Genomic DNA, 15,990 nt, shown 5'->3' with positions numbered 1-15,990 from the left:
TTGAAGACTTATATGCTATCGCCACTGAAGCTTACACTGGCAGCCTTTATTGCTTGTTTGTGCATGGCTTGTGTTTCTTCCTCTTTACCTGATACTGCGCCTTCTTTAGCTGAGCAAAATGAGAAAATTTCTGCCTTACCGGTTGACCCTAACATTGTCAAAGGCAAGCTCAGCAATGGCATCAACTACATTATTCGTGAGAATGCCAAACCAGAACAATTTGCTGAGCTTAGATTGGTGGTTAAAACCGGCTCAATTTTTGAAGATGAATCACAACTCGGTTTTGCTCATTTTGCTGAGCATATGGCATTTAACGGAACCGAAGACTTTAAAGAGCAAGAAATTGTCGAATTTGTTGAATCTATTGGTATGCGTTTTGGCGCTCACCTAAATGCAACAACCTCGTTTGACTCTACAATCTATCAATTACGTATCCCAACGGGTGATCCCGCAATCGTCGAAAAAGCCATTCATATTCTTGAAAACTGGGCACATAAAGTTAATTTTGAGCCCCAAACTGTTGATGAAGAACGCGGCGTTGTACTAGAGGAATGGCGCAGCCGTAAAGGTGTACAAGAGCGTATTGCAAAACAAAAATGGCCGATTATGTTTGCCGGCACCAATTATGCTGAGCGCCTACCCATTGGTACCCAAGAGATCATTACCGAAGGGCAAGTTTCCGACCTTGAGCGTTTTTATAAAACTTGGTATCGCCCTGATTTAATTTCAGTGGTTGCGGTTGGCGACTTTGCCAGCAATGACATTAAAGCGCTCATTGAAAAATATTTTGGCAAGATTAAAGCCGCCACTGCACCTGTAGAGACTCCCCTGCAATTTCTAAAAGTCTATGATGAACCCGTGTTTTCAGTTTTTACCGATGATGAATTGCGCAGTATTACGCTGTCGACTTCATGGCGCCGCGAAATCAAAGCGAATGAACACAACCTTAGTACCTATAAACAACAGGTCATTCAAAACTTATTAACGGGTGCCTTGAGCAAACGAGTCAATGATATTGCGCTTGACACGCAAAGCCCATTTTCTGGCGCTCGCATTGGCGCAAACGTAATTATACCAAGCGCTCAAGAATTCTATTTTAGAGCGAGCGTGAAGCCCCAAAGAAGTGAAGAGGCATTTCGGCGCCTACTCACAGAGCTTAAACGCGTTGTTCAGCATGGCTTAAGCGAGCAAGAATTAGAAACGGAAAAAAGGCTTTATTTGGAGTGGTTTGAAAGTGCCTTGAAAAGTCAAAACACCCTCGACAATAATGCCTTTGTCGGAAGCTATGTAAATCACTTTCTTAGAAATTCAGCGATTACTAGTCTGGAACAAGACTTTGTGCTGTCGAGCCAGTTTTTGGCTGAAATTACACTCGATGATATTCAAGCTCAGATGAAAGCATGGGCAGATCACCAAAATGCGGTGGTTTTTTTGACGGCGCCCTCAAAGGTAGAAGGAGAACTACCGTCGACTGATAAACTCGCTAGCATTTGGCAGGATGTAGAAAATACGCAAACCGTCGCATTAGAAGACAAAGCGCAAATTACTGCATTAATGAACAGCCAACCTAAACCCGGGAAGGTACTTGAAAAATCGTATATCGAAGCATGGGATGCTCATGAATGGCTGTTGTCAAATGGGATTAAGGTCATTCTCAAACCAAGCGATTTTACTGAAAATTCCATTCAGTTTAGGGCATATAGTGATGGTGGTTATGCCTTAGTTGACGATGATACTTATTTAAGTAGTTTTGGCCTTATGGACACTTTGCATTTTATGGGCCTTGGCTCTTTAAATATGGAACAATTTGCCCAGTTTTCTCGCGAAAAACGATTTTCGGTGACTCCTAGAATCGATACCTACTCTGAAGGTATGTCGGGGATGAGTAACATTGAAGACTTGAATTATATGATGCAAGCCATTTACTTGCGTTTTACTGGGCCGGTAAAAGACGCAGAAAGATTTGAATGGCTTAAAGATACCTACCGACCACGCCTCAAAAATAAATATAACAGCCCAGCTGCACAGTTTTATGCAGCGATACAAGCAAAAACGCAGGCAGGCAATCCACGCAATGTTGAATTTGATGTAGACATGCTTGAGCGCCAAAATATCGATACAATTTATCAGGTCTATCAAGAGCGATTTGCCAACCCTAGTGATTTTACCTTTGTTTTTGTTGGTGATATCGACCTAGATGAAATGGAAGACTTATTGACGACCTACCTAGGAAGTTTAGAAACAACAAATGTTAAGGACAAACTTAGTAAATTACCCAACTACACATTAAAGGGTGATTATCAAATTCATATGGAAAAGGGCACTGAACCAAAGGCCACGGTGATCACGAGTTTATTTGGGGAAGGCGAGTGGACTTATAAAAATCAATTAGTGACATCAGCTTTTCAAGCTGCGCTTGAAAGATCATTGCGTACTCGCTTGCGAGAAGAGCTTGGTGGTGTGTACTCTGTGGGCGTGAATGCAAGCTTACAGCGCTGGCCCTATCAAAACTACAGTGTTACGGTAAGTTTCAGTTGTGATCCCGACCGCGTAGATGAACTCTATGATGAAGTAAACAAGGTCTTCGCTAAGTTTGTAGAGGGTGATATTGATGAGCAATTGGTCGATAACTTTAAAACCCAAGCAAAAATTAGCCGCCAAAAAAGCCTGAAGGAAAATGGTTTTTGGTTAAGTTATATCCTTAATCACTATTCGCCTTATCGTCCTTTACCGCTGGCAGAATACGAAGCCCTCGTTGAGAGTATAGACCTTGCACAAGTGCAAAACGTGGCCAAAAAATATCTGACAAGCCAAAACCGTTTATATGCGAGCTTAAAACCAGAGCCAACTCAAGCCCAAACAACTGAGCAACCACAGGAATGATTTGATGACAACAGGCGAGAGCATACGTTACCTCGATTATACGAAGGCCTTAGCGCATCATTTTGGACATATCAATAAGCAATGGATTGACGATATGTTTGTTTTAGAAGACATCGATAAGCAAGTGCTTAACGACCCTCAACATTACATCATCGATAAAGGCGGCAAGATTTACTTTGCCGAGCATCCCGTGCACGGTATCGTAGGCACTTGCGCCTTGTTAAACAAAAATGATGGCGCCTTTGAGCTCACTAAAATGGGCGTGTTGTCACCTGTACGCGGCTTAAAAGTAGGTGAGAAACTACTGCAACACGTCATAAAAAGCGCCCTTAAATTGCCCGTGAAAACACTTTTTTTGCTAACTAACGCAAAATGTGAAGCGGCGATCCATTTATATGAAAAGAACGGCTTTGAGCATAGCGACGAGATTATGCAGCGTTTCGGGAAAAGTTACGAAAGGTGCAACGTAGCTATGCTTTGGAAAAAAGCAAAAAAGGGGTCAGGGTCACTTTATCCATAGGTCTACTCTTGCCCCCACAAAAGCCTGTCGAGAATTTTCTTGAAGTGGGGGATAAAGGCTAAGTTTCTTCAACATTTTTGCTGACTAAACCCAGCTACAAGACGCAATTCCAAACAAACACGTATTTTACCAAACGAAGAATAAACCTTTGTTTCCAAGCTCGGAATTCACTTAAGCTTTTTTATTTTTGGCGTCGGGTCTTAGTTTTATGACTAAGCCTTGTAGAAAATTGCGTAAAAGCTGGTCTTGGCAAACACGATAACTGCGGTGATCTGATTTTCTGAATAAAGCACTTAACTCACTTTTACCCAAGTTAAATTCGGCTAAGCGAAAGATGGCCAGCATGTCTTCTTCACGAAAATTCATCGCAATTCTAATCTTGCGCAAAACATCGTTGTTTGTCATGCGTCTTGACCCTGATATAACCTGGATGGGCTTTGCGTTAGGGTTGTCTTGCTTACCACGTTTTTTAATAATTAAACCATCTAAAAACAAGGCTAAGATTTTGTCTCGACAAGGCATGAAACCCGCTTCTTCTTCTTTTTTCATCATCGCATGCAAATAATCTATTTCCATGTCGTAATCGACAAGTTTAAAAATAGCAATAGTTGCGGCATCGTCAAGAGACAAAGCAAAGCGCAAGCGGCGTAATATGCTATTGAAAAAAGCGTTGTAATCATTTGTTTTTACAGAATTTTCAGGACTATCGTTAGTGGACATGCAGGGTCTTGTTTTAAATGAATTTGCGCAATTATATAGTATCGCCTGCCGTTGTCATAGCAGTGTGTTAGATACTAGCCACAAGAGGCTTACAGGCGTGTTATTGCCAATAAAGAGCAATATCCTAGCTTCGAAGTACAAAATGACTAAAGGCACTGACAAACAACAATTCAATACAAAAACAAGATAAACAGGTGGCAACTAACCCAAAGGTGTAATAGCCAGCAATCGAAGGTAATGCTATCTTCCGACTAATTTTTCAAACGCAATTATAATATACAGTCGGATATTGATATGAACCTGTCACAAACTCGCTATTTTATGAATTCAACTTGGGTAAGAGTTTTGCTTGTTATGTTAAGCATGTTGCTTTTTCCTTTCTCGGCTTTTGCAGAGGCAGGAGGAGCAGCGGTAGTTGAAATTCCTGATCTTAGTGCTACGTTTTATGGCTATGCCGCGGTTGCCATTTTTGTGTTGGCATATGCACTAGTGCCTTTAGAAAATAATATTCACTTACTCAAAAGTAAGCCGGTGTTATTTGCAGCGGGTATAATATGGATACTAGTTGCATTAGCCTTTAACGATATAGGTGCGTCTGAGCAAGCGCACGCTGCCATAAAACATGCGATTATTGAGTATGCAGAGTTATTCTTATTTTTACTCGTGGCAATGACCTATATTAACGCCCTTGAAGAGCGTAATGTGTTCCAAACCCTTCGCGCATATTTGGTCTCGCGCGGGTATTCATTGAAAAAAGTATTTTGGATAACCGGCGTACTCGCTTTCTTTATATCTCCTATAGCCGATAATTTAACTACCGCCTTACTTATGGGCGCTGTTGTAATGGCCGTGGGTGGAAAAGACGTTAAGTTTGTTTCTATTGCTTGTATTAATATCGTTATAGCCGCGAATGCTGGCGGCGCTTTTTCACCTTTTGGCGACATCACCACACTAATGGTATGGCAAAAAGGCAAAGTCGAATTTTTACAATTCCTACCGTTATTTATTCCGTCGGTTGTCAATTGGTTGGTACCGGCTGTAATTATGAGCTTTGCATTGCCAAAAGGGACGCCAGAAGCGAGTAATGAAAAAACACGCTTAAAGCCCGGCGCTCAAGTCATGGTAGGACTTTTTTTACTAACAATTGCAACTGCGGTAACTTTTCACAGCGCTCTGCACTTGCCACCCGCTGCAGGTATGATGTTTGGTTTAGGCTATTTAGGTTTATATTCCTACTATCTGAAAAGACAAGAAGGCCGAGCAGTCATGGCAGACTCTATTTTTGGTGGACGTAGCGAAGCACACGGTAACCCATTGAGTGTATTAGAGCGTTATGGCAAGGATATTGGAGATAATATCAACGACCAACCTTACCCAGCCTTTATACTCGATAACGAGCACAAGGTTACGCATTGGAACGTAGCACTCGAAGAACTTACTGGGCATAAAGCTGAGGACATGATTGGCACCAAAAATCATTGGAAAGCGTTTTACAAAAATGAGCGTCCTACTTTGGCAGATATCGTATTAGACGATAAATCAGGTACTGGCGTTCGCCAACATTATCGTCACCAATATCGTGACAATCCATTAGAAGGAAAGTCTTATGATGCGGCTAATTACTTCGAAAATATAGGAGCCTATTTAATGTTTAGTGCCGCTCCTATAGAAGACGAAAATGGAAATAATATTGGCTCTGTCGAGTTGTTTGAAGATATGACTGAAAGCCGAACCGAGGTAAAAGAGTTTGATATTATGGAGCGTGTATCACGTGCCGAGTGGGATACCTTGCTGTTTTTCTACGGCGTTATCATGTGCGTTGCTGGCTTAAGCCAGTTTGGTTATATGGCCCTTATTTCTGAGGTAATGTATAACGATTTAGGTGCAGTTTGGGCCAATTCACTGGTAGGGGTGTTGTCAGCAATTGTTGATAATATACCGGTAATGTTTGCCGTATTGACCATGGATCCAGCGATGCCAGTTGAACAATGGCAGTTAGTAACCCTGACGGCAGGTGTTGGGGGAAGCATGTTAGCAATTGGTTCGGCAGCGGGTGTAGCATTACTTGGAACAGCACGAGGCGTATATACTTTCGCTGCTCACCTTAAATGGACTCCGGTCATAGCGCTTGGCTATGTTGCCAGTATTTGGGTGCATTTATTGTTAAATGGTAGCGGGCTCTAATACTATATAAATTTAATGTAGTAGTGGCAGCGTCTTTTTAGTTTGTCAGGCTTGTTGCTAAGGGTAATAATTTTCGAAGTTAAAAAGAAATGACCAAAATATACCCTTTCACTTAATTTAAGGTTGACATATAGACGTCTATACGGCAAATTGGCTTCATGAAAACAGATAAGAATACTAACGACATGAATATAGTAATAGATGCGTCTGCAATGATGCGCATTATTATGATAACCACCTCTACCGAGGGCGGTCGTTAGCTTGTGCCATTTTATAGCAAACGAAAGCCCGCATAATGCGGGCTTTTTTGTTAGTGCTCAAGCAAAAAGTATTGGTAGCAAGTGAGTTTGTTTAGACGAGTATAATTAAATAGGTAAAGGCGGAATTGTTGATGAAGGTGTTAAAGTTTGGTGGGTCGTCGTTGGCCGATGCAACTCGTTATTTAAAAGTTTACAACATTAGTGCTGATGCACACAAAAGTAGAGACTGCAAAGGGGCGGCGGTTGTGCTTTCTGCACCTAAAGGCGTAACAAACGCACTGTCTTTATTATGTGAGCAAGCGGGCGCTGGTAAAGATTTTGGTGAACTATTAGCTAAGCTAGACATGACTTTGCACGGTATTGCAAATGAGTTGAATTCTACTCTTTCTGGTTTTGATTTTGAGGGCGTAGACGGCTATATCACTGAGCGCCTAGCCTTACTTAAACAGCAGTTAGAAGGTATCCGTTTACTAGAAATATGCCCCGACCAAGTCACCGCCAGTATTTTGAGCATGGGCGAATATGTTAGTGTGAAAATATTCAGCGCCATTATGAGTGCACACAAGGTCGATAATCTGATTGTTGACCCTGTTGACTATATTGTTGCTGAGGGCGATTACCTTGACAGTTTAGCGCTACTTTCAGAATCTAGAGCGCGTTTTAGTGAAGTGCCAAGTGATGGTAGTTTACTGCTTATCATGCCGGGTTTTGTAGCAGCTAACGAACTAGGTGAAAAGGTTACGCTAGGTCGTAATGGTTCAGATTATTCCGCTGCCATTTTAGCTGCTTGTATAAACGCCAGTTGTTGCGAAATATGGACTGATGTAGATGGTGTATATAACGCTGATCCAAACCAAGTTGAAGGGGCTGTATTGCTCGATAAATTGACCTATCAAGAAGCAATGGAGCTATCTTACTTCGGCGCGAAAGTCTTACATCCTAAAACTATCGGCCCAATCGCCCAATTTGGTATTCCTTGTTTAATTAGAAACACTTTGAATCCAGCTGCACCAGGCACTCTAATAAGTCATCAGGCGAGTGAAAAGTGGACGAGTGTAAAAGGTATCTCCCACCTCGAGGATATTGCGATGTTCAACTTATCAGGCCCAGGTATGAAAGGCATGGTAGGTATGGCGAGTCGTATATTCGACGTTATTTCAAAAGGCAATATCTCGATTAGCCTAATTACGCAAAGTTCGTCTGAGTACAGTATTAGTTTTTGTATTGGGCAAAAAGATGCAGCGCGCGCAAAAGAACTGCTGGAAGAAAATTTTGCATTAGAACTTGCCAACCACTTACTAGAACCTATTGAAGTAAGAGAAGATCTTGCTATCGTAACCTTGGTGGGCGACGGTATGCGACAGTCTAAAGGACTCGCGGCAAAATTCTTTAAATCTTTAGCCCAGGCTCGAGTCAACAATGTTGCCATTGCACAAGGCTCATCAGAGCGCTCAATTTCAACGGTTATTGAAAACAGCAAGGCCAAAAAAGCCGTTAAAGTCATTCACCAAAATTTCTTTACACAGATGCTAAGTATCGATGCCTTCTTAATTGGTGTGGGTACGGTAGGGCTTGAATTGCTGCGTCAAATCGGCAAACAACAAGGGGCATTGTTAGGCCGAAATATCCAACTAAACGTTTACGGTATTGCAAATTCTAAGCAATGTTTGTTGCAGAGTCAGGGCATAGACTTGTCAAAAGACATCAAGGCTCAGCTGAAACAAACGAATGAGAGCTTTAGTGTTGACCGTTTGTCTAAATTTGTTAGCAATAACAGTTTAACTAACCCTGTCATTATTGATTGTACTAGCAACAAACAAATCGCTGGCTTGTATGTATATATGATGAAAGCAGGTTTTCATGTAGTAACGCCAAATAAAAAGGCGAACACAGGTGATTACGCAGACTATTTAACGCTTAAGAAAACGTCGCTTGAGTGCAATCGACAATATCTGTATGAAACAACGGTGGGCGCAGGATTGCCAGTTATAGATAATCTGCAAAAGCTGGTGATTGCAGGCGACCGCTTAGAAAAGTTTGAAGGTATACTGTCAGGTTCTTTGTCTTACGTATTTGGCAAGCTAGATGAAGGCATGAGCATTTCTGAAGCCACTAAAACCGCTAAAAAGAATGGTTTCACTGAGCCCGATCCCCGTGATGATTTAAGCGGTATGGATGTGGCTCGAAAGCTCCTTATTATGGCGCGTGAGTCGGGCTTAAGTTTAGAACTTAAAGATATTGAAACGGAGTCTGTAATTCCAGACTGGTTTGATGCCAGTGGTGATGTCGATAAATTCATGGCAAATTTACCTAAGCTAGACCAACATATTGGTGAGCTAGCACAAAGCGCCAAAGAAAAAGGCGAAGTGTTGCGTTATGTAGGCTCAATTAGTGAAGGTAAATGTAAAGTTAGTATTCAGTCTGTTGGCAGTAGTCATCCTTTAGCGGCGGTAAAAGACGGTGAAAACGCCTTGGCTATTCATAGTCGCTATTATCAGCCAATTCCCTTTGTTATTCGCGGCTATGGCGCAGGTGCAACGGTTACCGCTGCAGGCGTATTTGCTGATATATTACGGACAACGCCAATGCAATTGGAATTTAATTAATATGACGAGCATACGCGCTTTCGCGCCCGCTTCAATCGGTAATGTTAGTTTAGGCTTTGACGTTTTAGGGGCTGCCTTGTCGCCCATTGATGGCACGCTCTTAGGTGATTGGGTTGAAGTGACTAGTGCTGATGCCTTTTCACTAAGCCAAGATGGGCGCTTTGTCCACAAGCTTCCCGCTATAGCCGAAGAAAACATTGTGACTTTATGTTACGAACACTTCCAAAAAGCATTGCAAAATAAAGGCTTGCCGACATTAAACGTGCGCATGCACTTACATAAGAACTTGCCCATAGGCAGTGGTTTGGGATCGAGTGCCAGTTCTATTGTGGCAGCATTTTATGCCTTAAATGCTTACTTTGAATCTACTAAGCAACAAGTCGTATTTAAGCAAAATGATTTATTGCATATGATGGGAGAGCTAGAAGGGCAGATCAGCGGTAGCGTGCACTATGACAACGTTGCGCCAAGCTTGTTAGGCGGCATGACCTTAATGACCGGCGAAGAGTCGCCTATCGCCATACAGTTGCCTGTGTTTGATAACTGGTATTGGGTGAGCTCGTATTCTGGCTTGTCAGTGTCGACGGCAAAAGCCAGAGCATTGTTACCAAAGCAGTATGCATTGGCTGACGCACTCACTTTTGGGCGTCAGTTAGCAGTGTTTGTCGACAGTCTTCATACTAATAATCAAGCGCTAGCCGGCAAGATGATGAAAGACGTTATTGCCGAGCAGCATCGTAAAGTCTTGCTCCCTGAATTTGATAATGCTCGTAAATTTAGTGAGCGAAACAATGCGTTAAGTTTTGGTATATCTGGGTCGGGCCCAACGGTGTTTGCACTGACTCAAAGCCTAGAAGATGCACAAGCGATTGAGCAATGGCTTAACGCACATTACATTCAAAACGAAGATGGCTTTAGCCATATTTGTAAAATAGATACTGCGGGTACCCGCGTAATATGATCAACTGTTAGGTGAGTGAAAATTAAGCAGGCACAGATATTGCTTTATTTTTCACCATCATTGGGCGTTTTGTTAATATCGAAAACAAGAGCCAACGCAGTACTAAACAAACAAAATAGGAAACAGGTAACCAGTGGAATTAGTTAATTTAAAAGACAGTAGCGATAGAGCAAGCTTTTGCGAGGCCGTCAAAAAAGGCCTAGGTAAGCAACAAGGCTTATACTTCCCTGAAAAAATCACGCCAATAGAAAACATTAACGCGTTACTCGCTATGCCATTGGCCGAACGCAGTATCCAAATTTTGACGCATTTGATTGGTGATGAATTGCCCCACGCCACTATCGCTGATTTTGTCAATAACGCCTTTACTTTCCCTGCTCCTTTGGCACCTGTCACTGAAAACATCTTTAGTTTGGAGCTATTCCATGGCCCTACACTGGCCTTTAAAGATTTTGGTGGGCGTTTTATGGCGCAATGCTTAGCTCATATTAGCAATGGCCAGCCAGTGACTATTTTAACCGCTACCTCGGGAGATACCGGAGCCGCTGTAGCGCACGCGTTTCATGGCATCGATAATATCCAAGTAGTGATCTTGTTTCCCAAAGACAAAATCAGTAAGTTACAAGAAAAACTATTTACGACCTTAGGCGACAATATTCATACAGTCGCCATCGATGCTGATTTTGATGCTTGTCAACAACTCGTAAAAACCGCCTTTGACGATGTTGAAGTGCGTGAAGGCTTGCACTTGAACTCGGCGAACTCAATCAATATTAGCCGCCTGATGGCCCAAGTTTGTTACTACTTTGAAGCAATAGCTCAATTACCCGCTGACAAGCAAAACAAAGCGGTATTTGCGGTTCCTAGCGGCAATTTTGGGAATTTAACTGCCGGCATTATTGCACAGTTGTTAGGTTTACCAATTAGGCGCTTTGTTGCAGCAACGAACAGTAATGACACTGTTCCTCGCTTTTTACATACCGGCAAATGGGAGCCACACAAAACCATCCCAACCATGTCTAACGCAATGGATGTGAGTCAGCCCAATAATTGGCCTCGTATTCAGGCAATGATAGACAAAGGCTGGGTGGATGCTGACCTTATTGCTGGTGAGTCGGTAGACGAAGAATATACCCAAGTTGCTATGCGTCAATTGGCCAACTTGGGCTATGTTTCAGAGCCTCATGCCGCCATTGGCTACCGCTGTTTAAGCAAGACTCTGGTTGAAGACGAAGTTGGCATATTCTTAGGCACCGCACATCCTGCTAAATTCCGCGAAACTGTTGAAAATGTATTAGGCCAGCCTATTGCCTTACCTGAAGCGCTCGCTGAAGCCTCAGCAAAAGAGGCATTTTCGGTAGATGTAGAAAACAGCTACGAAGCACTTAAATCACACATGTTCAGTATTTTGAAATAAAGTGTGGTTAGGGTTAGCATCCTAGGGTAATCGATATTGCTCTAGGACAGGCATGACTAAAGGGGTGGCTACATGCAAGGATTAGTGGATTGGGAAACATTGCTCGGTAACGAAAAGAAGCAAGCATATTTTAAAGAATTGATGACTTTCGTCCAATCACGACGCGATCAAGGTGTAGCCGTTTTTCCGCCAAAGGAACTCGTATTTAACGCCTTCGCATTAACACCCGCAGAACAAGTAAAGGTCGTTATATTAGGCCAAGATCCTTATCACGGTCAGGGGCAGGCGCATGGGCTTTGTTTTTCAGTTCAAGATGGTATTAAAATACCGCCTTCGTTACGCAACATATATAAAGAGCTGTGTACTGATATAGAAGGCTTTAGGATGCCAAACAACGGCAATCTCACGCAGTGGGCACGTCAAGGTGTACTTTTGCTAAATACGGTAATGACTGTTGATGAGGCAAATGCCAATTCACACAAAGGCAAGGGCTGGGAACAGTTTACCGACAAAGTTATTGGGCAAATAAGTGAGCATCTAGAAGATATAATATTTTTGCTGTGGGGCAAACCCGCACAGCAAAAAATTAAGCTAATTGATACATCAAAGCATAACGTATTGACCAGTGCACACCCGTCGCCTTTGTCAGCGCATAGAGGATTTTTGGGATGTGGGCACTTCAGTCAAACGAATGACTTACTCCGCAAATTGAACAAGGAAGCAATAAACTGGCAAGTACCATAAACATGAAGATAATCGTTAGGGGTATTTAAAGTTTCACTTTTGGAGAGTGAAGCGTTTTATTGCTACCATGCGTTGATTGTTAAGTCAGCGAGCTCTGCTAAGTTCTGACTCCCAACTTAAATCCATGTCACATAATTCTTGTTTAAGTCTGAAGCGTTCTTTGATTGCTTCAATTTCACGCCACTTTCTTTTTTTACTTTTGGTTTTTACACCGCGACTCTCACTTTCTACCGCATTCAAAAAATCAACTGATTCCATGAGATTGCTCCTTTAAGCTACATCGAAACGGAAGACCTGCTACATAACTGAGAAACTGCTGTTCAGAGAACTCATATGTGCACCATGTCACCGTTGTAATTAATAGCACAAGAGACAGAATAATTAAATAGAAAACGTTAAATAAATGTTAATAAAAATAGTTGCAATAAATTTATTTTTAAATAAGTGTTTTAAAACAGTGGCTTATAAAAAACCACTTGTTAACAACTAACAAGTAGTTTAGGAGGTCGCCAAGCTAAAATCTTTCTACTTGGCTTGTTTAAAGCGTTTAATAAGCGCCTGAGTGGATGGATCTGCACTATCGATGTTCGCATTCCCTTGAATCATGTCTAGTACTTGATTACCTAACTCTTTGCCTAATTCGACACCCCACTGGTCAAAAGAATTTAGATCCCAGATACATCCTTGTACTAGCACTTTGTGTTCATAAAGTGCGATTAATGCACCAAGGCTCTTTGGATCTAGTTGGTCAAATATGATTGTGTTGCTAGGATTATTCCCAGGCATCGTTTTATGCGCAGCTAAACGTTGTTGGTCTTTTTCACTAAGCCCACTGCCATCTAAATCTTTGTAACATTGCTCAAAGGTCTTGCCTTGCATGAGGGCTTGAGTTTGACCAAAACAATTTGAAGCAAGCATATCATGGTGTGTTTGTTGATCTGCTTCGTCTAAATATGGCACTTTAATTGGAAACATAAAGTCGGAAGGAATTGGCATATTACTTTGGTGTATCAACTGGTAAAAAGAGTGTTGGCCATTTGCGCCTTCGCTACCCCAAATGATGGGTCCAGTTCCGTAGTTCACGGTTTTTCCTTCGGTTGTTGTCGCTTTGCCGTTGCTCTCCATGTCGAGTTGCTGCACATATGCTGGGAAGCCTCTCAGGTAGTGGTAGTAAGGCAATAGAACGTGTGACTGTGCCCCCATAAAGTTACGATACCATACTCCTAACATAGCCATGATCACGGGCATATTTTCAGCAAAAGGTGCTTGCTTGAAATGGCAATCCATTTCGTATGCGCCTTTTAACAATGCTTCGAAGTTTTCGTAACCCAGTGCTAGGCTTATCGGTAGACCAATTGCTGACCATAAGGAATATCGACCACCGACCCAATCTGCCATTGGGAATATATTATTTGCATCCATACCGAATTTAACGGCCGCCTTCACATTAGACGAAACCGCGACAAAATGCTTTGCTATGTCTGCTTGGCTGCCACCTTGTGATAAAAACCAGGTTTTCGCTGACAATGTGTTTTGTAAGGTTTCTTGGGTACCAAAAGACTTTGATGACATCACAAATAAAGTGTCTTGGGCGTCACATTCGCTAAGTACATCGTGAATATGGCAGCCATCTACGTTGGCCACAAATACAACGTCTAGGGCTTTTGTTTTGTATGGTTTTAGGGCCTCGGTAACAATCTTAGGACCTAAAAATGAGCCACCAATACCAATGGCAACGATTTTCTTTATTGGCTTTCCAGTGTAGCCAAGGTGGGTCTTATTATGAATAGATTCAGTGAATGCTTTTACTTTCTGTAGGGTTTGCATAACACTGGGCATGACATCTTCGCCGTCAACCATTACAGCCTCGCCAGAAAAGTTACGCAGTGCGGTATGCAGTACGGCACGCCCTTCAGTATTATTAATTTTTTCACCACTAAACATGGCACTAATCTTTGCGACTAAATTACGTTCTTGAGCTAGGGCAAAAAGATTGTCGAGTACTTCTTGTGTGACTCTGTTTTTGGAATAGTCTAAAAACAAGCCAGCCGCACTTAAGGAATACTTTTCAGCACGTTGAGGATCCGCTTCAAACATGTCGCGCATGTGGTAGCGTGAAACTAATGGCGCGTGATGCTCAAGGTTAATCCATGCTTCAGTTTGTTTAAGTTTAGTCATGCTTGTTCCTTTATGTAGACAACATTAATGTTGTCTAGTGTTTAGTAGTTGTGCGAATTTACGCTAGTTTTAGCCGGTTATTTTTTGTGCCAGTAACTCTTCTAGTTTCACTTGGTCGGCCGCAAAGTTACGAATTCCCTCACTTAGTTTTTGTGTTGCCATCGCGTCTTGATTCATGTCCCATCTAAATTGTGCTTCACTGAGCGCTTCAGGTGGGGTTTCGGTAGCGCCGTTGTCAACTAGCTTGGCGCTTAGCTCACCTTGTGTATTTTCTAGCTCTTCTAACAAATTAGGGCTGATGGTAAGTCTATCACATCCTGCTAATTCTATAATTTCACTGGTGTTTCTAAAGCTTGCGCCCATCACAACCGTTTTATAACCATGGGCTTTATAATATTTATAAATGCTTGAAACTGATATTACGCCAGGGTCTTTCGCGCCGCTGTAGTCACTTTCGTCAGTGTTGGCTTTGTACCAGTCAAGTATGCGCCCTACGAAGGGAGAGATTAAAAACGCGCCGGCTTCAGCACATGCACGTGCCTGCGAGAAGCTAAATAAAAGTGTAAGGTTACAGTTAATACCTTCTTTTTCTAAAATCTCTGCTGCTTTTATGCCTTCCCACGTTGATGCGATTTTAATAAGGATACGAGACTTATCAACGCCAGCGTCTTGGTACATAGCGATTAACTGTCTTGCTTTGTTAAGCGTGGCTTGAGTATCAAATGATAAGCGCGCATCTACCTCGGTTGAAATTCTACCTGGGATAACCTTGATAATTTCCTGACCAATCAATACTGATAATTTATCGCCTGCGGCCGCTAGTTGTTCGCTCAGCACCTTACTTTGACTTTTGGCGTAGGCGATAGACTGATCAATTAGATTCGCATACTGGGGCATTGACGCCGCCTTAAGTAATAAAGAAGGATTAGTAGTGGCATCTACCGGCGTATATTTTTTTATCGCTTCAATGTCGCCAGTGTCGGCTACAACAGTAGTAATGGCGCGCAAAGATTCTAATTGGTTAGACATGTAATGAGGCTCGCTTGTATAGAGTTTAACTAAAACAACATCATATCAAGTATAGCAAGAGAAAAACCAGTGAAAACCCTTGTGTACGAATAAAATAAATAGTGTAATCATTTTTAGTAATTTTTAGCGCTAAGGAAATCACGTAAATCAATTATTTACTGCTGACGTACTTTTCTGTTTCTTTGCTAGGTAAGTATAAAATTTAACAGAATTTGCGTAAAATATAAGGGTAGACATTTTTTACAGAGAAATTCACCAAGCAAGATAGAGTAAAGCTGCTCGTGCACCAAAACACAGTTACCCTTCAATGACTGAAGGGGCCTAAGCCCAACTAAAGTATAGTTCCATTGTAAGTGTCTAAACGATTCATATACACGCTATTATCGCAAATATAAGCGATAAAATAGTAGTCTTTCCTCTAGAAACTAAGTGCGGCGCCGATAAAAAAGTGCAATCTAAAATTCTTTAACAAGTTTTGATTTGAAAAC

11 protein-coding genes are annotated in these 15,990 nt (G+C 42.0%); 7 read left to right on the top strand and 4 right to left on the bottom strand.

Annotated elements, in window-relative coordinates; translation table 11 throughout:
• The first annotated feature begins 12 nt into the window (after positions 1-12).
• Both AC0L6H_RS20625 and AC0L6H_RS20620 read left to right on the top strand, forming a co-directional pair.
• Positions 13-2,883, top strand: coding sequence for a M16 family metallopeptidase (locus AC0L6H_RS20625; protein WP_473391246.1), 2,871 nt, complete (start codon positions 13-15; stop codon positions 2,881-2,883).
• Between the two features lie 4 nt (positions 2,884-2,887).
• The gene (locus AC0L6H_RS20620; RefSeq protein ID WP_473391245.1) at positions 2,888-3,403 is read left to right on the top strand and encodes a GNAT family N-acetyltransferase; all 516 of its coding nucleotides are present in this window, start codon (positions 2,888-2,890) and stop codon (positions 3,401-3,403) included.
• Positions 3,404-3,574: 171 nt separating this feature from the next.
• Here AC0L6H_RS20620 and AC0L6H_RS20615 read toward each other — a convergent pair whose 3' ends face one another.
• Entirely contained in the window at positions 3,575-4,123 is a 549-nt protein-coding gene (locus tag AC0L6H_RS20615) for a YehS family protein (RefSeq protein ID WP_473391243.1), read from the bottom strand.
• Positions 4,124-4,417: 294 nt separating this feature from the next.
• Here AC0L6H_RS20615 and nhaD point away from each other — a divergent pair, with 294 nt between their 5' ends.
• From nhaD to ung, 5 genes are all read left to right on the top strand, one after another.
• The gene (nhaD, locus tag AC0L6H_RS20610; protein ID WP_473391242.1) at positions 4,418-6,307 is read left to right on the top strand and encodes a sodium:proton antiporter NhaD; all 1,890 of its coding nucleotides are present in this window, start codon (positions 4,418-4,420) and stop codon (positions 6,305-6,307) included.
• A gap of 391 nt (positions 6,308-6,698) precedes the next feature.
• Positions 6,699-9,173, top strand: a complete 2,475-nt coding sequence (gene thrA, locus AC0L6H_RS20605; protein ID WP_473391241.1) for a bifunctional aspartate kinase/homoserine dehydrogenase I — start codon at positions 6,699-6,701, stop codon at positions 9,171-9,173.
• A 1-nt stretch (position 9,174) separates the two neighbouring features.
• Positions 9,175-10,134, top strand: coding sequence for a homoserine kinase (gene thrB / locus AC0L6H_RS20600; protein WP_473391240.1), 960 nt, complete (start codon positions 9,175-9,177; stop codon positions 10,132-10,134).
• A 133-nt stretch (positions 10,135-10,267) separates the two neighbouring features.
• Positions 10,268-11,551: a threonine synthase gene (thrC, locus tag AC0L6H_RS20595; protein WP_473391238.1), complete on the top strand. Its 1,284-nt coding sequence runs from the start codon at positions 10,268-10,270 to the stop codon at positions 11,549-11,551.
• A gap of 72 nt (positions 11,552-11,623) precedes the next feature.
• Complete coding sequence (gene ung / locus AC0L6H_RS20590) at positions 11,624-12,295, top strand: uracil-DNA glycosylase (RefSeq protein ID WP_473391236.1); 672 nt, start codon at positions 11,624-11,626, stop codon at positions 12,293-12,295.
• An 84-nt stretch (positions 12,296-12,379) separates the two neighbouring features.
• Here the strand turns inward: ung and AC0L6H_RS20585 are convergent, their stop codons facing one another.
• From AC0L6H_RS20585 to tal, 3 genes are all read right to left on the bottom strand, one after another.
• Entirely contained in the window at positions 12,380-12,553 is a 174-nt protein-coding gene (locus AC0L6H_RS20585; protein WP_473391235.1) for a DUF3545 family protein, read from the bottom strand.
• Between the two features lie 267 nt (positions 12,554-12,820).
• On the bottom strand, positions 12,821-14,473 hold the full coding sequence (gene pgi / locus AC0L6H_RS20580; RefSeq protein ID WP_473391234.1) for a glucose-6-phosphate isomerase: 1,653 nt from the start codon (positions 14,471-14,473) through the stop codon (positions 12,821-12,823).
• Between the two features lie 69 nt (positions 14,474-14,542).
• Positions 14,543-15,502: a transaldolase gene (gene tal, locus AC0L6H_RS20575; RefSeq protein WP_473391232.1), complete on the bottom strand. Its 960-nt coding sequence runs from the start codon at positions 15,500-15,502 to the stop codon at positions 14,543-14,545.
• Between the last annotated feature and the right edge of the window lie 488 nt (positions 15,503-15,990).

The sequence above is a fragment of the Glaciecola sp. G7-5 genome (assembly GCF_055808975.1).
This window is presented reverse-complemented; position numbering and strand designations above follow the sequence as displayed.